The 19,770-nt window shown below is 67.3% G+C and carries 19 protein-coding genes and 1 tRNA gene; 10 read left to right on the top strand and 10 right to left on the bottom strand.

Annotation, left to right across the window (positions count from 1 at the left end; genetic code table 11):
• The first annotated feature begins 89 nt into the window (after nt 1-89).
• Complete coding sequence (locus G6N44_RS00575) at nt 90-1,076, top strand: NAD-dependent epimerase/dehydratase family protein (protein WP_163660219.1); 987 nt, start codon at nt 90-92, stop codon at nt 1,074-1,076.
• 52 nt (nt 1,077-1,128) lie between these two features.
• On the opposite strand, the gene G6N44_RS00570 is transcribed toward G6N44_RS00575, so the two are convergent.
• Nucleotides 1,129-1,911, bottom strand: coding sequence for a cutinase family protein (locus G6N44_RS00570; protein WP_163660217.1), 783 nt, complete (start codon nt 1,909-1,911; stop codon nt 1,129-1,131).
• Between the two features lie 201 nt (nt 1,912-2,112).
• Between G6N44_RS00570 and G6N44_RS00565 the strand changes: the two genes are divergently transcribed.
• The 4 genes from G6N44_RS00565 to G6N44_RS00550 all read left to right on the top strand — a co-directional run bounded on the left by G6N44_RS00565 (nt 2,113) and on the right by G6N44_RS00550 (nt 6,214).
• On the top strand, nt 2,113-2,985 hold the full coding sequence (locus G6N44_RS00565; protein ID WP_163660215.1) for a carbohydrate ABC transporter permease: 873 nt from the start codon (nt 2,113-2,115) through the stop codon (nt 2,983-2,985).
• Nucleotides 2,972-3,784 (top strand): carbohydrate ABC transporter permease, encoded by an 813-nt coding sequence (locus tag G6N44_RS00560; protein ID WP_163660213.1) that lies wholly within the window; start codon nt 2,972-2,974, stop codon nt 3,782-3,784. Before G6N44_RS00565 ends, G6N44_RS00560 begins: the two co-directional genes overlap by 14 nt.
• 76 nt (nt 3,785-3,860) lie before the next feature.
• On the top strand, nt 3,861-5,186 hold the full coding sequence (locus G6N44_RS00555) for an ABC transporter substrate-binding protein (RefSeq protein ID WP_163660211.1): 1,326 nt from the start codon (nt 3,861-3,863) through the stop codon (nt 5,184-5,186).
• A gap of 95 nt (nt 5,187-5,281) precedes the next feature.
• Nucleotides 5,282-6,214 carry a DUF4349 domain-containing protein gene (locus tag G6N44_RS00550; RefSeq protein WP_372508136.1) on the top strand — a complete coding sequence of 311 codons (933 nt, stop codon included), beginning with the start codon at nt 5,282-5,284 and terminating at the stop codon, nt 6,212-6,214.
• On the opposite strand, the gene G6N44_RS00545 is transcribed toward G6N44_RS00550, so the two are convergent.
• Nucleotides 6,104-6,946: a CbiQ family ECF transporter T component gene (locus G6N44_RS00545; RefSeq protein WP_163660207.1), complete on the bottom strand. Its 843-nt coding sequence runs from the start codon at nt 6,944-6,946 to the stop codon at nt 6,104-6,106. The two genes, G6N44_RS00550 and G6N44_RS00545, sit on opposite strands and share 111 nt — an antisense overlap.
• Entirely contained in the window at nt 6,943-8,982 is a 2,040-nt protein-coding gene (locus G6N44_RS00540) for an ABC transporter ATP-binding protein (protein WP_163660205.1), read from the bottom strand. The genes G6N44_RS00545 and G6N44_RS00540 overlap by 4 nt, the downstream gene beginning before the upstream one ends.
• A gap of 106 nt (nt 8,983-9,088) precedes the next feature.
• Here G6N44_RS00540 and G6N44_RS00535 point away from each other — a divergent pair, with 106 nt between their 5' ends.
• Nucleotides 9,089-9,568 carry a MarR family winged helix-turn-helix transcriptional regulator gene (locus G6N44_RS00535; RefSeq protein WP_163660203.1) on the top strand — a complete coding sequence of 160 codons (480 nt, stop codon included), beginning with the start codon at nt 9,089-9,091 and terminating at the stop codon, nt 9,566-9,568.
• A 13-nt stretch (nt 9,569-9,581) separates the two neighbouring features.
• Nucleotides 9,582-10,802: an MFS transporter gene (locus tag G6N44_RS00530; protein ID WP_163660201.1), complete on the top strand. Its 1,221-nt coding sequence runs from the start codon at nt 9,582-9,584 to the stop codon at nt 10,800-10,802.
• Nucleotides 10,803-10,906: 104 nt separating this feature from the next.
• On the opposite strand, the gene G6N44_RS00525 is transcribed toward G6N44_RS00530, so the two are convergent.
• Nucleotides 10,907-11,959, bottom strand: a complete 1,053-nt coding sequence (locus G6N44_RS00525) for an esterase-like activity of phytase family protein (RefSeq protein ID WP_163660199.1) — start codon at nt 11,957-11,959, stop codon at nt 10,907-10,909.
• Nucleotides 11,959-12,693: a VIT1/CCC1 transporter family protein gene (locus tag G6N44_RS00520; RefSeq protein WP_163669429.1), complete on the bottom strand. Its 735-nt coding sequence runs from the start codon at nt 12,691-12,693 to the stop codon at nt 11,959-11,961. The genes G6N44_RS00525 and G6N44_RS00520 overlap by 1 nt, the downstream gene beginning before the upstream one ends.
• Before the next feature lie 95 nt (nt 12,694-12,788).
• Between G6N44_RS00520 and G6N44_RS00515 the strand changes: the two genes are divergently transcribed.
• The gene (locus G6N44_RS00515; RefSeq protein WP_163660197.1) at nt 12,789-14,711 is read left to right on the top strand and encodes an acyl-CoA dehydrogenase family protein; all 1,923 of its coding nucleotides are present in this window, start codon (nt 12,789-12,791) and stop codon (nt 14,709-14,711) included.
• Nucleotides 14,712-14,717: 6 nt separating this feature from the next.
• On the opposite strand, the gene G6N44_RS00510 is transcribed toward G6N44_RS00515, so the two are convergent.
• The gene (locus G6N44_RS00510; protein ID WP_163660195.1) at nt 14,718-15,209 is read right to left on the bottom strand and encodes an LppP/LprE family lipoprotein; all 492 of its coding nucleotides are present in this window, start codon (nt 15,207-15,209) and stop codon (nt 14,718-14,720) included.
• Between the two features lie 122 nt (nt 15,210-15,331).
• On the opposite strand from G6N44_RS00510, the gene G6N44_RS00505 reads away from it, so the two are divergent.
• Nucleotides 15,332-15,646 (top strand): hypothetical protein, encoded by a 315-nt coding sequence (locus G6N44_RS00505; RefSeq protein ID WP_163660193.1) that lies wholly within the window; start codon nt 15,332-15,334, stop codon nt 15,644-15,646.
• A gap of 20 nt (nt 15,647-15,666) precedes the next feature.
• On the opposite strand, the gene G6N44_RS00500 is transcribed toward G6N44_RS00505, so the two are convergent.
• Nucleotides 15,667-15,739, bottom strand: a tRNA-Asn gene (locus tag G6N44_RS00500).
• A 175-nt stretch (nt 15,740-15,914) separates the two neighbouring features.
• Between G6N44_RS00500 and G6N44_RS00495 the strand changes: the two genes are divergently transcribed.
• Nucleotides 15,915-16,184 (top strand): hypothetical protein, encoded by a 270-nt coding sequence (locus tag G6N44_RS00495; protein WP_163660191.1) that lies wholly within the window; start codon nt 15,915-15,917, stop codon nt 16,182-16,184.
• Here the strand turns inward: G6N44_RS00495 and G6N44_RS00490 are convergent.
• From G6N44_RS00490 to G6N44_RS00480, 3 genes are all read right to left on the bottom strand, one after another.
• Nucleotides 16,181-16,459, bottom strand: coding sequence for a DUF7155 family protein (locus G6N44_RS00490; RefSeq protein ID WP_163669427.1), 279 nt, complete (start codon nt 16,457-16,459; stop codon nt 16,181-16,183). The two genes, G6N44_RS00495 and G6N44_RS00490, sit on opposite strands and share 4 nt — an antisense overlap.
• A gap of 78 nt (nt 16,460-16,537) precedes the next feature.
• Entirely contained in the window at nt 16,538-18,448 is a 1,911-nt protein-coding gene (gene dnaG, locus G6N44_RS00485; protein WP_163660189.1) for a DNA primase, read from the bottom strand.
• Nucleotides 18,449-18,452: 4 nt separating this feature from the next.
• A complete protein-coding gene (locus tag G6N44_RS00480) occupies nt 18,453-19,727 on the bottom strand; it encodes a deoxyguanosinetriphosphate triphosphohydrolase (RefSeq protein WP_163660187.1) in 1,275 nt (424 codons plus the stop codon).
• Nucleotides 19,728-19,770: the final 43 nt, after the last annotated feature.

The raw sequence follows: 19,770 nt of genomic DNA, 5'->3' as shown, positions 1-19,770 counted from the left end.
GCCGACACGGGACTGAAACCGCTTCGGCGCGCGGTCTGACCCACTAGCGTCTGTGCGACGAGTTGTTCGTTCGCTAGGAGGTTGGCGTCATGCGCGTTCTGGTCACCGGCGGTACCGGGTTTGTCGGCGGGTGGAGCGCAAAAGCGATTGCGGACGCCGGACATTCCGTCCGGTTTCTGGTGCGCAATCCGGACCGGCTGCACACCAGTGTCGCCAAACTCGGAGTAGATGTCTCCGACTATGCCGTCGGCGACATCACCGACCGCGACTCGGTGGTGCTCGCACTCGAGGGCTGCGATGCCGTCCTCCACAGTGCGGCGCTGGTCGCCACCGATCCCAGCCAAACCGCACAGATGATGAGCACCAACATGGACGGTGCGCGGAATGTGCTCGGCGGCGCGGCAGAGCTCGGCCTGGATCCGATCATCCATGTGTCGAGCATTACCGCGCTGTTCAACCCCGATGTGGATACGCTGGAAGCCGACCTGCCGGTGTTCGGCGGGACCGACGGCTACGGCCGGTCCAAGGCCCAGGTCGAGATCTATGCCCGCGGCATGCAGGACGCCGGCGCACCGGTCAACATCACCTATCCCGGCATGGTCATGGGGCCACCGGTCGGCAACCAGTTCGGAGAAGCCGGCGAGGGGGTGGCCGCCGCGCTGCAACTCGGGGCGATTCCCGGTCGCAGCGCAGCCTGGACCATCGTCGACGGACGTGACCTGGCGGCCCTGCATGTGGCGCTGCTCGAACCCGGCCGCGGACCCCGCCGCTATATGGCCGGTGGTCATCGCATTCCGGTGGACCAATTGGCCAAGCTGCTCACCGAGGTCGGCGACAAGACCATGTTCGCGGTCCCGGTTCCCGATACCGTCCTGCGCATCGCCGGGCAGGTGCTGGACCGGGTGGGTCCGTTCCTGCCGTTCCAGACGCCGTTCACCGAAGCCGGGATGCAGTACTACACGCAGATGCCGGACTCCGACGATTCACCGAGCGAACGCGACCTGGGTGTGACCTACCGCGATCCGCGAATCACCTTGGCCGACACCGTTGCCGGGTTTCGGGGACTCGAGCACTGACGGCCGAAAGCGGAGGATGCGCTTCCGGCCGTCTGGCTTGTTCAGTTTGGCGTCAGTTGGCGCCGACCTCAGCCGCGGTCTGCACCACTGTCGCCGCCGGAGCGCCGCCGCCCAGGTGGCGGGCCGCGAAATCGGCCGCCTGGATTGCCATTCCGTTGTCCTTGTAGGAGCTGTGGGCGGCCCGATTCAGGCCGCCGGGGAAGCAGATCGGATCACCGGGGGCGCACAGCTGGATCGTCTTGGCCACGTAGGGCGCACCGATGGCGATGGGTGGTGCGCTGCGGTCGGCCAGGCCCAGAACCCACTCGTCGGGAGTTCCGAACAGCGCCACGGCCGAGACGTGTGAGGCGACCGATGCCGGCATCGGACCGCTGATGCTGGCGGGCAGGACATATCCGGCGGGAACGTTACTGGCGGTGGTGTAACCGGCCACCGCAGCGCCCTGCGAGTAACCGCCGAGCACGATCTGCGTCGCCGGGCACGTCGCCGCGATCGACTGGATCCGGTTGCTCGCATCGGCGATCCCGTCGACGGCCTCGCCGAAGTTAAGTGACGCCGGGTAGTTCACCCCGTACACATCCACAGTCTTGCCCGGCAGGTCTGCGGTGAGCGCGTCGACGAACGCCTGCCCGGTGGCGCCCACCCCCGGTGCCTCGTTGGTGCCGCGGGCGAACACCACCTCGACGTCGGCACACCCGTCAGCGGCATTGGCCGAGGCGATCGGACCGGCCAGCGAGCCGAGGACCATGGCGGTCAGGGCGAGCATGGCGAAGAGCATGGCCTGCGCCGTCCTGATGATCGGAGCGCCCGTTCGGGCCCGCTGCGGTGTGCTCATGAGATTCTCCCCCAGTCCCTGTTTGCTGCGATTACCTGCTACAAGCGCCAGGCAGCGAATTCGATTCCGGAACAGTCAAGTGATCTACGTCATCTGAGCAATTGCGTGCTTCGGGATTGCACGACGGCATTCCGGCGTTGAGGTTGGGCGCTCGGGAGCCCGGCGTGGCGTCCGAAGGTCGCGAACCGCTTTAATGACTCGATGGCCACCTCGCGTGTCCGCACCACTGCACTGGGGTACGCGCTTGTCGCCCCCAGCCTGTTCGGCGTCGTCACCTTCCTGTTGCTGCCCATGCTCGTGGTGCTCTGGTTGAGCCTGCAGCGGTGGGATCTGCTGGGCCCGATCGAGTATGTGGGGCTGGACAATTGGACGTCGGTGCTCACCGATTCGTCGTTCGCCACCTCATTGGGGGTGACGCTGCTGTTCGTGCTTCTGGTGGTGCCGGCGCAGACCGTACTGGGCCTGATCGCCGCGTCGCTACTGGCCCGGGAACTGCCGGGCACCGGATTTTTCCGCACGGTGTACGTGCTGCCGTGGATCTGCGCACCGCTGGCTATCGCGGTGTTGTGGAAATGGATCCTCGCCCCGACCGACGGGGCGCTGAGCACCGTGCTGGGCCGTCCCGTCGAGTGGCTCACCGATCCCGGACTGGCCCTGCCGGTGGTGTCGGCGGTAGTGGTGTGGACCAACGTCGGCTACGTGACGCTGTTCTTCCTGGCCGGCATCCTCAACATCCCTGCCGATGTGCACAACGCCGCGCGCACCGACGGCGCGACCGACTGGCAGCGGTTCCGTCACATCACCCTCCCGATGCTGCGCCCGACCATGTTCTTTGTTCTGGTCACCGGAATCGTCAGCGCCGCACAGGTATTCGACACGGTCTACGCACTGACCGCGGGCGGTCCGCAGGGCCGCACCGATCTGGTGGCCCACCGGATCTATGCCGAGGCGTTCGGTGCGGCCGCGGTGGGCCGCGCGTCGGTGATGGCGATCGTGCTGTTCGTCATCCTGGTCGGTATCACGCTGCTCCAGCACGTCTACTTCCGCCGCAGGATCAGCTATGACCTCACGTAACGCGCTGATCTATGTGGGACTGCTCCTCGGCGCGGTGATCACGCTGCTGCCCTTCGGCCTCGGGCTGCTCACCTCGTTCACCTCGGCCGAGCAGTTCGCCGCCGATGCCCCGCTGTCGCTGCCCACGCCGCCGACGCTGGAGAACTACGGTGGGCTGTCCGATGCCGGCTTCGGTCGCGCTTTTGTCGTAACCGCATTGATGACGGCAGTCATCCTGCTGGGCCAACTGGTGTTCTCGGTGCTGGCCGCCTACGCGTTTGCCCGGTTGCGCTTTCCCGGCCGCGACGCACTGTTCTGGATCTATATCGCGACGCTGATGGTGCCCGCGACGGTGACGGTGGTGCCGCTGTATCTGATGATGGCCGAGGCGGGATTGCGCAATACCTTCTGGGCGCTGGTGCTGCCGTTCATGTTCGGCTCGCCCTACGCGATCTTCCTGCTGCGTGAGTATTTCCGGTCGATTCCGGGCGATCTGATCAACGCGGCCCGCCTCGACGGCGCCCACACCCTGGACGTGATCACGCACGTGGTGGTACCGGCCAGCCGCCCGATCCTCGTCACTCTGGCGCTGATCACCGTGGTGAGCCAGTGGAACAACTTCCTGTGGCCGTTGGTGATCACCAGCGGGAGCAAGTGGCAGGTGTTGACAGTCGCGACGGCCGGCCTGCAGACGCAGTACAACGCGCAGTGGACGCTGGTCATGGCCGCCACCACGGTGGCGATCGTCCCGCTGATCGTGTTGTTCATCGCGTTCTCGCGCAACATCGTCCGCTCGATCGTGGTGACGGGGATCAAATGATCGTCGAGATCTACACCGGGGCTGTGAAATCGCCGGCGCAACGACCCTCACGTCGATCTCGCGGCAGGAGGCAGGCATGAGGCGCTCCACGCTGGCCGCCGCCGGCCTCGCCCTCGCCATGGCCACACTGCTGGTGGCGGCGACTCTGCTGGGCCACACCGCCGAACCCGAGGGCCGCACCGTGGTGACCGTGCGACTGTGGGACCCGCAGGTCGCGGCCGCCTATCGAGAGTCCTTCGCCGAGTTCAGCAGCGAGCATCCCGATATCGAGGTACGGGTCAACACCGTCGCCTACTCGTCCTACTTCGACAGCCTGCGCACCGATGTGGCCGGCGGCAGTGCCGATGACATCTTCTGGCTGTCCAATGCCTACCTGGCCGGGTACGCCGACAACGGCCGGTTGCTGGACATCGGGCAGACGCTGGGCACCAACGCTGCCCGAGCCTGGGAAACCTCGGTGGTCAACCAGTTCACCCGTAACGACGCCCTGTGGGCCGTTCCGCAACTGACCGACGCCGGTATCGCGGTGTATTTCAACGCCGACCTCATCGACGCCGCCGGAGTGGACCTCGCCGAACTGACCACGCTGCGTTGGTCGAACGGGCCCGACGACACACTGCGGTCGTTGGCGGCCAGGCTCACCGTCGACGAGCAGGGTCGCACCGCCGGCACCGAGGGTTTCGACACCGGTCGGATCCGGCAGTGGGGCTACAACGCCGCCAACGACCTTCAGGGCATCTACCTCAACTACATCGGCTCGGCGGGTGGCATCTTCACCATCGGAGACCGCTTCGCCTTCGACAACCCGCAGGCGGTCGAGGCCTTCACATATCTGGTCCGGATGATCAACGACGATCACGTCGCCCCGCCCGCCTCGGCCACCAACAACAACGGAGACTTCTCCCGCAATACCTTCATGCAGGGCCGGATGGCGCTGTTCCAGTCCGGCACCTACAACCTGGCCGCCATTGCGGATCAGGCCCGGTTCCGGTGGGGTGTGGTCATGCTGCCCACCGGCCCCAAAGGCCGGGTCAGCGTCACCAATGGCATTGCCGCAGCAGCTAACTCGGCAACCCGCCACCCGGGTGCGGTGCGGCAGGTCCTGGCCTGGATGGGCAGCAAACGGGGTAGCGAGTTCCTCGGGGTGAAAGGTGCCGCCATCCCCGCCGTGCTGGCCGCCCAACCCGTCTACCACGACTACTGGAAAGCGCGCGGCGTGGACGTCAGCCCGTTCTTCCGGGTGCTGCGGGGGCCGCGGATCCCGGCACCGGGCGCAGCCGGCTTCCCGGCCGGATATCAGGCCCTCCAGCCCTATTTCGACGAGATGTTCCTGGGCCGACGCGATGTCGAGAAGTCTCTGGGCGACGCCCAGTGGGCCGCCAATACTGCGGCAGCACGGTGACCACGGGCCGCCGGTACATCGCCTACATTGGGCTGATGCCCAGGCACCCCCGTGCATCCCGCCGCCGCGTGACGGCTGCATTGTTCGCCGCGGCCATGTTGGTCGCCGCCCCGGCCTGCGCGGCCGGACACTCCCCCAACTCCACGGCCCCGGCGGCACCACCGAGCGACGCCGGATTCGCGCCTTCGGCACCGGCGCCGGAAAGCGGTGCGGGGCTCAAAGAGGCCCCGATACCCGCCGACCTCAAGCGAGACATCGTCAAGACCGCGTCGATGTCGATCACCACCGGTACCCCGGCTGCGGTGGCCGACAGGGCCGTCGCACTGACCGCCGATGCCGGTGGCCGGGTGGACAGCCGCTCCGAAGACGCCGGCTCCAGCTCGGGGCGCGCACACATCTCACTGGCGCTACGCGTACCGGCCGCCAAACTGGAGGGCACCCTCGACGGGTTCACGAAACTCGGCACGGTGCAAACCGTCGAGGTCCGCTCCGACGATGTGACCTCGCAGCGCGTCGATCTCGACGCCCGCATCAATGCGCTGCAGACTTCGGTGGACCGGCTGCTCGGGATCATGCGCGACGCCAAGGATCCCGAGGCGTTGATCACGGCCGAAAACGCCCTGTCACAGCGCCAGGCCGACCTCGACAGCCTGCGTGCGCAGCGCACCCAGCTCGGCGACCAGATCGACTACAGCACGGTCAATCTCGACATCACCGCCGAGCAGATCGGTGGCCCCGCCCCGCAGTATCAGGGGTTCTGGGGCCAGGTGGAGCGCGGCTGGCACGGCTTGGTGTCCGCGGCCACCGGATTCGTGATGCTGTTCGGCCTGCTGCTGCCGTGGCTGGCGGTCTTCGTCACCGCAGCTGTGATCGTCTACGTCGCCATCCGGCTGACCCGACCGCGGTCCGGGCAGCCCTCAGTGCCGAGGCAGGCTGGTCGGCAGGACGGTGAGCTCCAGGGCCAGGGCGGTGCCGCAGACCAGAACGAGGATGGCGAAGGCGATCCAGTCACGAGCCCTGGGCCCTGACGGCGCTGCCGAGATCTGGCCCGCGCCACCGCGTGCGGTGATGGCGTCGCCCATCTCGTCGCCCCGGCGCAACGCCACGGTGACGGCTGCGGCGAGCAGATCGATCAGATTGGCCACCCGTTGCCGGTGCCGCTCCCGGAACGTCTCGGCCGGTTCGACCGGGCGCAGCCGGTGCGCCGCGTACAGCGTGCGGAACTCGTCGATCAGCATCGGAAAAGCCCGCAGCGCCAACGCAATCGTCACCGCCCAGTCGTCCACCGGGATGCGTAGCCTCCGCAGCGGGCGGCCCAGGGTGGCCACCGCCGGGGCGACGTCGGCGACGTTCGTCGTCCAGGACACGAGTGCGCCGAGCCCCAACAACACGATCGCCAGCGCGGTGACCCGCAGGAAGTTGAGGAGCCCGCCCAGACCGACCTGCACCGAGCCGATGTCGATCATCGGGGCACCGCCGCCCAGCGCGGCGAGCGCCCCGCCCAGCGCCACCAGGATCCACAGGAACAGCGGGATCGACGGCAGCGCGCCACGCGGAATGTGCGCCAGCCTCGCGGTCACCAGAACCAGCACCGCGACGAAGGCGATCGGCACCCATCCCGGATAGAAGGTCAGCAGCACGCCGATACCCGCCACCGCGAGCAGTTTGGTGCCGGCCCACAGTCGGTGGATGACGGTGTCGCCGGGGACCGGGCGCAACAGAACGACCGGTCTGCGTTGCCCTCGGGTCGGAGCGGTCATCGAGAACCCCCGGCAGTCGTCGGAGCAAGAGCGAGTTCACCGTGGTGCAGGTGCAGCGTGCGCGGGCACAGACCCTCCAGGCCGGTGAAGTCGTGCGAGATGACGACGACGGTGAGCCCGTTGTTGCGGCGCAGATCCTCCAGCAACCGCAGCAGCCCCCGTTGGCTGGAGGCGTCCAGGCCGGCCAGGGGCTCGTCGAGGATCAGTGCACGTGGCGACCGGGCCAGCAACCCGGCAAGCACCACCCGACGCATCTGACCGCCCGAGAGTTGGTCGATGCGCCGCTGGGCCAGTGCCGCATCCAGACCCACCATCTCCAGTGCGCCCGCGATCTTGTCGCTCTCGCGCGCCGAGAAGCCTGCGGCCGAGGCGATTTCGCGCCCGACGGTGCTGCGCATCAATTGCAGGCGGGCGGCCTGGAACGAGATCGCCACCGAGCCAACCTGCTGTGACACCGGCACCCCGTCGAGCAGGCACGCACCGTAGGTGGGGGCGGTCAGCCCGGCCATGATCCAGGCCAGGGTCGATTTGCCGGAACCGTTCACGCCGTGCACCAGCACTCCGTCACCTTCGTTGACGGTGAACGTGATATCACGCAAAGCAGTTTTCGCCCAAGGGGTTCCGTTGCCGTAGTCGTGTCCGACGCCGGTCAGCTCCAGCACCGGCGCGGCGCTCGCCGTGGAGCGCACCCCTTCCCGCGGCACCGCGGAGGTCTGAACCATGTCGGTGTTGTCGGCGGTGCCGCCGTTACCACTGAGCGTCACCGTCCGGTCCGCGGAATCAGCCTCGTCGTTGTAGTGCGTGATGTGCACCAGCGACATCTGATGATGATCGGTCAGCCCGGACAGGACGTTCATCAAGGTGTCGCGGCCCTGTTGGTCCACCATGCTGGTGACCTCGTCGGCGATCAGCAGCGAGGGTTCACGGGCCAGCGCCGCGGCAACAGCCAGTCGCTGCAGTTCGCCGCCGGACAACCCGCCGGTGTCACGTTCGGCCAGGCCGTCGAGCCCCACTTCGGCCAGGAGGCGCTCAACGTCGGCGGTCGCGCCGACCGGCAGTCCCCACACCACGTCGTCGGCCACCCGGGTGCCCAGCACCTGGCTTTCCGGATGTTGCATCACCACCGCGGTGCCGCCGATGCGACCCAGCCCCACCGCGCCGGGCCGCTCGATGCTGCCCGAGGTGGGTTGGCGCCCGGCCAGCATCAGCATGAGGGTGGTCTTGCCCGAGCCGTTCGGTCCGGTCACCGCGACATGTTCGCCGGGCTGGAACTCCATCGAAACCGGCCCCAGTGCGTCGCGCCCGACCCCCGGATAGCGGAACCGCACGTCGGTCAGGCGGGCCGGTACCGGCGCGATCACCGCCGAGTCGTCGTCGACGTCGAGCTTGTGGACATCGGGGACCCCGAGCAGTCGCGCCAGGATCCGCGAAAGCGCCCACCAGCCGATCATGCTGACCGAGGTGATGCTGACGATGCCCATGACCAGCATCAGCACGGGCCAGTAATCCAACAAGGTGCCGAAGGTGGTCCGCAGCGGTTCGGCGGTCACGTCGAGCAGCGGGATCCGTTCCAGGACGTTGGCCAGCCCTTCGATGCCGGCAGTCAGCGAGTCGAAGACCAGGTTGCGCAGCCGTGACAACACGGACAATGCGGCGATGGCCGCCATCCCGAATATCGCGCCGGCCACGACCGCCGTGCCGAACGCGGTGGCCGTGCCCTTGCCGCGACGCTTGACCACACCGGTCAGCCCACCGATGTAGGCGCAGTCGATGACGGTCATCAAGCCGCCCATCCCGGCGATCAGGAAGGCGATGGTGCCCGCGGCGATGGTGGCTGCGAGGAGTACCCGCAGCCGGTAGCGGTAGGCCAGCAGACCCATGGGCACCGTTCCCAGCACCGAAAGCCCGGCCGCGAACGGCACCACCACCGCGATGATCGCGGTGGCCGCGCAGAGGGCCGCCATCACTGCGGCCTGCGCCAGCTCGCCGGGGGTGAGGCCGCGTCGAGGCGTCGTCGCCGGGGGTATCGCGGTCATCGTTTGATTCTGCCAGTCACGATCGCCGCCGACGGTTGTCCGTGGTGTGAGCGAGAGCACCCCGGGCAGGTAGACTACATAGTAAATCTATGTAAAGATGGTCGGTATGCCGACCCCGACCGAGGATGTCACGGTAACCGACGAGTCCGAGCTTGGCGCTGACCTGCTGTCGGTCGTCGCCCGGTTGAACCGACTGGCCACCCAACGCACCCGCCTGCCGCTCCCCTGGGCCCAGGCCCGGTTGCTGTCCACCATCGAGGACCAGGGCGAGGCCCGCATCTCCGACCTCGCCCTGCTCGACCACTGCTCGCAGCCGACCATGACCACCCAGGTTCGCCGCCTGGAAGACGCCGGCCTCGTTACCCGCACCACCGATCCATGCGATGCCCGCGCGGTGCTGATCGCCATCACCGAGGAGGGCCGTCAGACCCTGGAGCAAGCCAGGGCCGACCGCGCCGCGGCGATCAACCCGAGGCTCGACCGACTCACCGCCGAGGAGCGCCAGACGCTGGCGGACTCCGTCGGCATCATCCGCCGATTGCTCACCGACGTCGACGAGCATCCGCTCTCACACCACACCAGTTAGGAGTCACCGCCCCATGTGGCGCCAACCCAAGGCCGTCTGGGCCGTCGCTTTCGCCTCCGTTGTCGCCTTCATGGGTATCGGACTGGTCGATCCCATCCTCAAACCGATCGCGGACAACCTCGGCGCCTCGCCGTCGCAGGTGTCGCTGCTGTTCACCAGCTACATGGCGGTGATGGGCGTGGCGATGCTGATCACCGGAGTGGTGTCCAGTCGCATCGGCCCCAAGCGCACGCTGCTGCTCGGCCTGGTGATCATCATCGTCGGTGCCGGCCTGGCCGGGATGAGCGAGAACGTGATGCAGATCGTGGGGTGGCGCGCCCTATGGGGCCTGGGTAACGCACTGTTCATCGCGACTGCGCTGGCCACCATCGTCAACTCCGCGAAAGGCTCTGTGGCACAAGCCATCATCCTCTACGAGGCGGCACTCGGCCTGGGCATCGCGATCGGACCACTGGTCGGCGGCGTGCTCGGCTCGATCTCGTGGCGCGGCCCGTTCTTCGGCGTCTCGGCGCTGATGGCCTTCGCGCTGGTGATCACCGCGTTCCTGCTGCCCGCCACCCCGCGGGCCGACCGTGCCACCACGCTGGCCGACCCGTTCCGGGCGCTGCGCCACCGGGGACTGCTGGGCGTGTCGATCACCGCGCTGCTCTACAACTTCGGCTTCTTCACCCTGCTGGCCTTCACCCCCTTCCCGCTGGACATGACCGCCCATCAGATCGGGCTGATCTTCTTCGGCTGGGGCCTGGCGCTGGCCTTCACCTCGGTGGTCGTCGCCCCGCGGCTCCAACACCGCTTCGGCACGGTGCGGGTGTTGATCCTCAACCTGCTCGCCTTCACCGCGGTACTGACCGTGATGGCGGTGTGGACGGATTCCAAAGCCGTACTGGCATCGGGCGTCGTGGTCGCCGGCCTGTTCATCGGCATCAACAACACGCTGATCACCGAGACCGTCATGAAGGCCGCCCCCGTCGAGCGTGGCGTGGCCTCGGCGGCCTACAGCTTCCTGCGGTTCGGCGGCGCCGCCGTCGCACCGTGGCTGGCCGGAGTCCTCGGCGAGCAGTTCAGTGTCCACCTGCCGTACTGGGTGGGCGCGGCGGCGGTGCTGCTGGCCGCCGGCGTGCTGGTCCTGACGCGTCCGCACCTTGTCCACATCGACGAGGAAGGCACGGCGGAAGACGAACTCGACGAACTCACCGACGAGGCGACAGCGGTCACGGTGGGCAGCGACAGCTGATCGGCCGGAGCCGGCGAATCCGGTCCGCACGCCGAGATTGACGTAAGGGTCGTTGTCCGGCGAGATTCACCACCCTCACGTCGATCTCGGTGCGCTCGGGGTGCCTACAACGCGAACAGCAGAAACTGGGTCACCTGAGTGGGCGAGAAATTGTCGTCGCTGACGGCGATCACCGCTTGCCGACCGTCGGCCAGCTTGGGCCCCAACGTGATTCCCTCGATGTTGTCCAGCGGAGCCGGTCCCGGTGCAGCGGTCAGATCGGCCAGCAGCGTCTTCGTCATCTCGGTGGAGCCCTCGACCAGGCTCGCGCGGTAGATCCGCACGGCCACGTGCGTGCCGTAGCCGCGCTCGACCACCAGAAAGTTCCTGTCGTCGAGCGCCACCAGATCTGACAGGCCGTTGTCCCCGCCCGGACCGGCGGTGACCGGGTCCAGCGGGTAGGTGTACCGGCCGTCGATCGCCCCGGTGTCCGCGTCGAAGCGGATGACGCGGGCCCATGCACCGTGCTGCTCGTCGGGTGGCGGGCCGTCCTCGTACGTGGGTCCCTCCATGGCCGCCCACAGATGCCGTCCGTCCGGTGTCAGCGTGAGCCCTTCCAGCCCGCTGTTGCGCCGCGGACCGTGTTCACCGGCCGACATCCGCAGGGCCTCGGGCAGTGCGAATTCGGAGAGGAAGCTGCCGTCGAGCCCGGCCGAACGCACCCACGGATCCAGCAGAATCGGCCCGTCGACCCGCCGCTCCCCCTCGCTGGTCCAGTACAGCCGCTGCCTGCGCGCATCGAAGGCGATGGCCTCGGAGTCGGGCGGCACCACAGCTGGCCGCACGTCAATGTTCAACGGGCCGAACGGGTGTGCGTCACGGTCCAGCCACGGGCGGGTGGTGACGAACTCGACGTCCCCGATGCCGTTGTCCGACAGTGTGATTCGTGCGGTGTAGAAACGTGCCGGCCCCTTGGCGGAACGCTCGTCACTGATGAGGTAGTAGAGGTCGGCGGCCGGGTCGTAACTGATTCCCGACAACCCGCCGATCACCGTGCCGTCCAGCACAGTAGAAGGGGCAATCTGGTGTTGGTCGAGAAACTCGAACCCCGCAGTGGCGCGTGCGGGGGTACAACCGGACAGGACCAGTAGACCGGCCGCCAAGATTCGGTACAACATCAGGTGATGACGGCGCCCACCAGGATGCCGGCGGCATAGGTGGCCGCGATCGCGACGGCTCCGAACACCAGCTGCCGCAGCCCCGCGATGGCCATCGGCTTGCGGGTGAACTTCGCGGCCACAGCGCCCGCGATCAACAGACCCACCCCGCCGCAGGCCAGCCCGGCCCACAACGACTCGAAGCCCAGCAGATACGGGATGAGCGGGATGATCGCACCGATCGCGAACAACACGAAGGAGGATCCCCCGGCCACCCACGGCGACGGCTTCTCCCGGGGGTCCACCCCCAACTCCTGCACGAGGTGAAAGTTCAGCGCCAAATTTTCGTCGCGGTGAATTTCCTCGGTTGCCTTCACCGCAGTTTCGGCTGTCATGCCCATTTCCTGCAGCATGGCCGCGAGCTCGGCCCGCTCGGCCTTCGGGTTCTTGCGAAACGACTTACGCTCGACGCTGACCTCGGAATCGACCTGCTCATTGGCGGTGGTCACCGACGTGTACTCACCGAGTGCCATCGAGAACGCCCCCGCCAACAGGCCGGCGACACCGCTGAGCACCACGGTCTGGGCCGACGCTGCGGCCCCCACGCCTGCGATCAACGCGGTGTTGCTGACCAGACCATCCATCGCGCCGAAGGTCGCCGCGCGCAGCCAGCCCCCGGTCACATCGGCATGACGGTGATAGCTGACGTGCGGCAAGCCGGTGGGCGACAGGGACTTACCGACCGACTCCGGCATGGCGCCAGTCTTGCCCGGCAACGTCTCGCTTGTCCAGGAAGGCTTACCTTCGTTCCAATCCACCCGCCTGATCGTCGAACGCGTTACCGTCGCATATGACTTCCACTGCTGAGCATCTGCGAAACGCGCTGGACGGCCGTTGGCGCGACGTCAAGAACGCCATGCGGGTCAGGCTGGCCGACGAGGTCTTCCGACCGCACTACACCCCCAACACGACCATTGCCCGGGCCAAGGTGGGCGAGCAGCTCAAGATCATGGCGGCCGCCGGTGCAGCCGAGGACGGTTTCCGTAAACAACACGGCGGCAACGGCGATGTAGGCGCAGCGATCACCCAGATCGAGATGTTGGCGATGAGCGATCTGTCGCTCATGGTCAAGGCCGGGGTGCAGTGGGGCCTGTTCGGCGGCGCCATCGAGAACCTGGGTACCGAACGTCATCACGAGGCCTATGTGCGCCCGCTGATCAACCTGGAACTGCCGGGCTGCTTCGCGATGACCGAGACCGGGCACGGCAGCGACGTGCAATCCCTGGAGACCACCGCCACCTACGATCCGGCCACCCAGGAATTCGTCATCCACTCCGAGACCCCCAACGCCCGCAAGGACTACATCGGCGGAGCGGCCGAGAGTGCTCGGGTGGCAGCGGTTTTCGCACAGCTGATCACCCCGGATGGCGAAGGCCACGGCGTGCACTGCTTCGTGGTGCCGATCCGTGACGATGAGGGCAACGACCGGCCCGGGGTGACCACCTCGGACTGCCACTACAAGGGTGGACTGCCCGGCGTCGACAACGGACGCATCGTGTTCGACCAGGTACGTATCCCCCGGGAGAACCTGCTCAACCGCTACGCGGACGTCGCACCCGACGGCACCTACAGCTCGCCGATCGAGAACCCCGGCCGCCGGTTCTTCACCATGCTGGGCACGCTGATCCGCGGACGGGTCACCGTCGGCGGCAGCGCCGCCGCCGCCGCGCGGGTGGCGCTCGACATCGCCACCCGGTATGCGTTGGAACGCAGGCAGTTCGAGGCGCCCGACGCTGACAGCGAAGTGCTGATCATGGACTACCTGGTGCACCAGCGTCGGCTACTGCCCTTGATCGCGAAGTCCTACGCGCTACAGTTCGCCCAGAACGAACTGGTGGCCAAATGCCATGAGCTGCAGACTTCCGACGATCCCGACGCCGAGGAGCAGCGCGAACTGGAGGCCCGCGCCGCGGGACTGAAAGCCGTCAACACCTGGCATGCCAGCCGTGCGATCCAGGAAGCCCGTGAAGCCTGCGGTGGCGCAGGCTATCTCGCCGAGAACCGGCTCATCGCCCTGCGCGCCGACACCGATGTGTTCACCACCTTCGAGGGTGACAACCATGTGCTCACCCAACTGGTGGCCAAGGAACTGCTCACCGCCTACGCCGACGACATCAAGGGGATGAGCCCGGTCGAATGGGTGCGGTTTGCGGCGAACTTCGCCGGCGAGCGGGTGGTCAAACGCACTGCCGCCCAGACCATCATCCAGACCATCCTCGACGCCCGCCAGGACAACGAGGAGGAAGGCAGCCTGTTCAACCGAGGTACCCAGGTCAAGATGTTCGAAGACCGCGAGGAGTACATGTTGGCCTCGGTGGCACGGCGACTGCAGGGCAAGGCCAAGGAGATGTCGGCCTTCGAGGCGTTCAACGCCGTGCAGGACCACGTATTGCACGCCGCACAGGCGCATATCGACCGGGTCGTGCTGGAAGCCTTCGTCGCAGGCATCGACGCCTGCGAGGACGACACCGCCCGCGAACTGCTCTCCGATGTCTGCGATCTGTACACGTTGTCGGTGATCGAGGGCGACAAGGCCTGGTTCATCGAGCACCGGTTCCTGTCGACAGAACGCGCCAAGGCCGTCACCCGCGGTATCAACGAACGCTGCCGCTCATTGCGGCCGCACATCGAAACGCTCGTCGACGGGTTCGGTATCCCCGAGCAGCTGCGTTACGCGGCGATGCTCGACCCTGCCGAACTCGTCAACGGCTGAGCCGGCTCAGGGTTTCGGAAGCGGGTCGACGGCAACCAGTTTGCCGTCGTCGGAGATCCGGAACCGCACGGTGGCGATGCCGGTCGGCGATGTGGGCGAATCATGGCCCTGCTGCCACTGGTAGTTCACCACCACGGTGTCATCGGCATTGGTGACCACGTTGATGTAGGGCCGGGGCTCAGGGGTGGCCGGGCCGATCGGGCTCTGCCGGTCGAAGAACAGCAGCTGCCCGGGGCTGTTGGGCTCGGGGTTCGACTGACCCACCTGTACCCAGTACAGCCGGCAGTTGGTGGTGTGTCCGCTGTTGACCTGCGTCCACTGCCGGCCCGCTTCGGGGGCAGGCAGTTTGGCGATCTGGTCGGCGACCGTGTCGGCGCTGGGGCCGTCGGTCGGTGCGCAGGTGTCAGGCTTGGGCGGCGGTGCGGACGACGGCCCCCAGCCGCAACCAACCGCAAAGAGACCGATGAAGGCGACGATGACGATCAGCCGTGAGTGCACACCCCGAGGGTAGCGAATCAGACCGGCTCAGCAAGTGAGCTGACGGCGGCGCGCCGATAGGTGACACTGGTGGCGATCCGACTCGCGATCCGCCGACGACCACCGACCCCTAGGAGACACCGATGGCCTGGTTCCTCGCCATGGAAGGCCCCGCCAACAAGGCCGTGCTGTACCAGCTGCAGGAATCAGCCAACGTCCAACAGATCGCCGAGGAGATGGTCAGCGCCGCCACCCTCGATCGCGCGGTGCCCGTCCCGGCCGTGTTGGCGAACAACCGGCAACAGGTGACGGTGTATGTCCGGCCGGCGGCCTGGGGAGTGTGGACGTTCTACCAACTGACCGACGAGGAGCGTAATGCCCTCGCGTCGGCTTCCAATCCACTGGTGGAGGCGCTGACCCAGGCGGCGCGTCAGGCGCAGGCCCGGCCCCAGTCCTAGGACTGGGATTCGAGAACTTGCTCCCCCGATTGGACTCGAACCAATAACCGCCCGATTAACAGTCGGGAGCTCTGCCAATTGAGCTACAGGGGACTACCTTCCGCGGAAGCTCCGCGGCCGAGCGTTGACTCTAGCGTACCGACCGCCGCTGCCGCCAACTCGCTCCCGGACGGGCGCGCCAGGCCCGATGTGAGGCAGGATGGAGTACACACACAACTGCTGTCCGGGAAGCCCGTTTCGGGAGGCACGTCGTCTTGGGAGGAACACTGTGATCCGCTATGCCGCCGTGATCGCCGTCGGCTACGTGCTGGGTGCCAAGGCAGGGCGACGCCGCTACGAGCAGATCGCCAGTACCTACCGTGCAGTGACCTCCAATCCCGCCACCAAGGCGGCGATCGACGCCGGACGGCGCAAGATCGCCAAGCAGGTGTCGCCGGATCCGCAGTTCCTCACGATGACCCCCATAGATGCAGAAACGTCGGTGCTCACCCCAAAGGAGAGCACCGACGGTCGGCGGAACGTACCGGGTAGGAGCTAGCCGATACCCTGCGTGATCGAGGTTCCGGGCAGCAGCGGACCGGTGACCACGCCACCCTGCCCGACGCCGACCCACGGTGTCCCCACGTTGGCCGGCATGCCGTTGGAGTAGGACAGGCACTTGCCGTCCTCTTTGTTCCCGAACCACGCCAGGCAGGCCGGCTGGGCCGTGATCTCAGGGCCCGTGGCAGACGTCGGGATGAGGGCCGGGGCGCCCGCCGCCGCACCGGCAGCCAGGACGAATGCGCCGACAGCGACGAACCGCCGCGTCCGCATGCTGAAACGTGTCACCGGGTGTGCCTCTTTCGCGTCTGATGGGCCCAACTGCGCCTCACCCTATCGCGATGTTGCTGATCACGCAGTCAGGTCGTCGCCACTGGCCTGTTCGAGCAGGCTGCGCCGGTAGGACTCCATGGCCACCAGGTCACCGAACAAGGCGTGATATTCGTCTCCCTGCTCCACCGGTGACATGCGTTGCAGCTTGGACTTCACCTCGGCGATCTGGCGACCCACCCAGACCTCCTGCAGTCGGGCCAGCACGCTGCTGATGTAGCGCGGCAGGTGCTCGTCGTCCTCGACGTTGATGGCCTCGACGCCCAGTTCGTTGACCAGGCCGGCCGCGGCCGGGGCGATGGTCTGCTCGCGGACGGTCTCGATCCACTGGGCCCCGGATATGCCCGATGCCACGCCGCCGGCCGTCTCGATCGCCGAACGTACGGCGGCGTACCCGGGGTGGGTGAAGCTCTCGACGGTCAGCGAATCGAACACCGGGCCGGCGATCGCCGGATACTGCAGACCCGCCTTGAGCGCCTCGCGCTGCGGCCACAGCGTCGGATCGGTCGGATTGGGTCGGTCGATGGGTGCCGATTCCGGGGTCTGCCTGGGTCGCACCGGTTGCCGCGCAGGCTGACGCCGCGAATCCCTGCGGCCGCCACTGGCTTCCTCCCGCACCCGGCCGATCACCTGAGCGACGTTGTCCCAGCCGACCCAGCCGGCCAGCTGCCTGGCGTACTCGTCGCGCAGCGTCTGGTCCTTGATCCGGGCCGCGATCGGCACGCAGCGCCGCAGTGCCGCCACCCGGCCCTCCGCGCTGTCCAGGTTGTGCTCGGCCAGTGCGCTACGAATCACGAACTCGAACAACGGCGTTCGTCGTGCCACCAGATCGCGCACCGCACCGTCGCCGGAGCGCAGTCGCAGGTCGCACGGATCCATCCCGTCGGGCGCCACCGCCACGAACGACTGACCGGACAGGTTCTGCTCGCCCTCGAACGCCTTCACCGCGGCAGCCTGACCCGCGGCGTCGCCGTCGAACACGTAGATCAGTTCACCGCGGAAGAAATTGTCGTCCATCATCAACCGGCGCAGCATCGACAGATGCTGTTCACCGAACGCGGTGCCGCACGAGGCCACCGCGGTGGTCACCCCGGCCTGGTGCATGGCCATCACATCGGTGTAGCCCTCGACGACGACGGCCTGATGTCCCTTGGCGATGTCCCGCTTGGCGCGGTCCAGTCCGAACAGCACCTGCGACTTCTTGTACAGCACCGTCTCGGGGGTGTTGACGTACTTGGCCTGGTTCTGATCGTCGTCGAACAACCGACGCGCGCCGAAGCCGATGGTCTCGCCCGAGGACACCCGAATCGGCCACAGCAGCCGTCGGTGGAACCGGTCCATCGGCCCGCGCTTGCCCTCCCGGCTCAGCCCGGCCGCCTCCAACTCCTTGAACTCGAAACCCAAGCGCAGCAAATGCTTTGTCAGCTTGTCCCACCCCGACGGCGCGAAACCGCACCCGAACTGGGCGGCCGCGGCGGCGTCGAAGTTGCGCTCGGTCAGGTATTTGCGCGCCTCGGCGGCCTCATCCGAGGTCAGCGCCTCGGCGTAGAACTCCTGGGCGGCGGCATTGGCGGCCAGCAACCGGCTGCGGCTGCCCCGGTCGCGCTGCACATTGGTCGTCGACGAGCCGGTGTAGGTGACGGTGTAGCCGACCTTGTCGGCCAACAGCTCGACCGCCTCGACGAACGTGACGTGCTCGATCTTCTGGATGAAGGCGTAGACATCGCCGCCCTCGCCGCAGCCGAAGCAGTGGAAGTGACCGTGATTCGGCCGCACGTGGAACGACGGCGACTTCTCGTCGTGGAACGGGCAAAGACCCTTCATCGAGTCGGCCCCGGCCCGCCTCAGCTGGACGTAGTCACCGACGACATCCTCGATGCGGACCTTTTCACGGATGGCCGCGATATCGCGATCTGAAATCCGGCCGGCCACCGGCTCATTCTAGGGGTCTGGGCGAACGGGCCTCATGCACTCGCTCCAACCGGCTCTCGGTGTAGGACGCAATCTGGTCGACCACCACGCGCAACCGGGCGCCGTCGTCGGCGGCCGCGTCGAACTCTGGCGCGAACTGCGGGTCCAGGCTGCCCGGCGCCTGCGCCCACAGCGCGAGGGCGACCTCGTGGATGAGGGTGCGCTGATCAGCCTGGATCTGCAGATGCCGGTGGTCGGACATGATGAACTGCAGCGCCAGCATCTTGAGCAGGACCACCTCGGCGCGCACCAGCGGCGGAACCGTCAGCTCGGCGTCGAAACGACGTAGCGGTCTGGCCCCGGCAACGGCCCGGGTCTGGGTGATCGCCGCATTGGCAAAGCGCCCGACCAGTTCGCTGGTCAACGTCTTCAGGGCAACCGAGGACGCCAACGTTCCGTCGTAGCGCCCCACCGCGGCCACCACGGGCACGTGCGACAGTCGCTCGGCGGCGGCCAGCAGATCGTCGTGGGTGACGCTGGGAAAGTTCTTGGCCCCCAGGTCCGCCAGCGAGGACGCCGCATCGGGATCGCCGAGCACCCGCAGGTCGATGCGCCCGGAGATCACGCCGTCCTCCACGTCGTGCACCGAATAGGCGACGTCGTCGGCCCAGTCCATCACCTGGGCCTCCAGGCACGGCCGCTCGGCGGGCGCACCGGCGCGCATCCATTCGGCGGCCTCGACGTCGTCGTCGTAGAAACCGTATTTCTTACGGGTGCCGAAGCTCGGCCACGGATACTTCGCCACCGCGTCCAGCGCGGCCCTCGTCAGGTTGAGTCCGGCAGAACGTCCCTCGGCGTCAAGAACTTTGGGCTCCAACCGGGTGAGTATCCGGAAGTTCTGGGCATTACCCTCGAACCCGCCGAACGGTTTCGCGATCTCGTCGAGCGCACGCTCACCGTTGTGCCCGTAGGGCGGGTGCCCGATGTCGTGGGCCAGACCGGCCAGGTCCACCAGGTCGGGATCACAGCCCAACCCGATCGCCATTCCGCGACCGATCTGGGCCACCTCGAGTGAGTGGGTGAGCCGGGTGCGCGGGGTGTCTCCATGTCGTGGCCCGACGACCTGGGTCTTGTCGGCCAGCCGCCGCAGCGCTGCACTGTGCAACACGCGGGCCCGATCACGGGCGAAGTCGGTGCGGTGCTCGGTGTCGGTCCCGGGCAGCGCGGCACCCTTGGGCGACTCGACCACCAGACGTTGCCCGTCGAAGTCGTCATAGCAGGCCTGCGTATCCCCGTTCACCGACGCACAGTCTGCCAGGAACCGACGCGCCAACCCCGCAGCG

Source organism: Mycolicibacterium alvei (genome assembly GCF_010727325.1).
In the GTDB taxonomy this organism is placed as follows: Bacteria; Actinomycetota; Actinomycetes; order Mycobacteriales; family Mycobacteriaceae; genus Mycobacterium; species Mycobacterium alvei.
Note: the sequence above shows the minus strand (reverse complement) of the source record. Positions and strands in the feature narration are given on the sequence as shown.

What these genes read in the sequence shown, in the direction of transcription:
- G6N44_RS00575 (WP_163660219.1), top strand. Translation starts at nt 90, where the DNA reads ATGCGCGTTCTGGTCACCGGCGGTACCGGGTTTGTCGGCGGGTGGAGC.
- G6N44_RS00570 (WP_163660217.1), bottom strand. Translation starts at nt 1,911, where the DNA reads ATGAGCACACCGCAGCGGGCCCGAACGGGCGCTCCGATCATCAGGACG.
- G6N44_RS00565 (WP_163660215.1), top strand. Translation starts at nt 2,113, where the DNA reads ATGGCCACCTCGCGTGTCCGCACCACTGCACTGGGGTACGCGCTTGTC.
- G6N44_RS00560 (WP_163660213.1), top strand. Translation starts at nt 2,972, where the DNA reads ATGACCTCACGTAACGCGCTGATCTATGTGGGACTGCTCCTCGGCGCG.
- G6N44_RS00555 (WP_163660211.1), top strand. Translation starts at nt 3,861, where the DNA reads ATGAGGCGCTCCACGCTGGCCGCCGCCGGCCTCGCCCTCGCCATGGCC.
- G6N44_RS00550 (WP_372508136.1), top strand. Translation starts at nt 5,282, where the DNA reads ATGTTGGTCGCCGCCCCGGCCTGCGCGGCCGGACACTCCCCCAACTCC.
- G6N44_RS00545 (WP_163660207.1), bottom strand. Translation starts at nt 6,946, where the DNA reads ATGACCGCTCCGACCCGAGGGCAACGCAGACCGGTCGTTCTGTTGCGC.
- G6N44_RS00540 (WP_163660205.1), bottom strand. Translation starts at nt 8,982, where the DNA reads ATGACCGCGATACCCCCGGCGACGACGCCTCGACGCGGCCTCACCCCC.
- G6N44_RS00535 (WP_163660203.1), top strand. Translation starts at nt 9,089, where the DNA reads ATGCCGACCCCGACCGAGGATGTCACGGTAACCGACGAGTCCGAGCTT.
- G6N44_RS00530 (WP_163660201.1), top strand. Translation starts at nt 9,582, where the DNA reads ATGTGGCGCCAACCCAAGGCCGTCTGGGCCGTCGCTTTCGCCTCCGTT.
- G6N44_RS00525 (WP_163660199.1), bottom strand. Translation starts at nt 11,959, where the DNA reads ATGTTGTACCGAATCTTGGCGGCCGGTCTACTGGTCCTGTCCGGTTGT.
- G6N44_RS00520 (WP_163669429.1), bottom strand. Translation starts at nt 12,693, where the DNA reads ATGCCGGAGTCGGTCGGTAAGTCCCTGTCGCCCACCGGCTTGCCGCAC.
- G6N44_RS00515 (WP_163660197.1), top strand. Translation starts at nt 12,789, where the DNA reads ATGACTTCCACTGCTGAGCATCTGCGAAACGCGCTGGACGGCCGTTGG.
- G6N44_RS00505 (WP_163660193.1), top strand. Translation starts at nt 15,332, where the DNA reads ATGGCCTGGTTCCTCGCCATGGAAGGCCCCGCCAACAAGGCCGTGCTG.
- G6N44_RS00490 (WP_163669427.1), bottom strand. Translation starts at nt 16,459, where the DNA reads ATGCGGACGCGGCGGTTCGTCGCTGTCGGCGCATTCGTCCTGGCTGCC.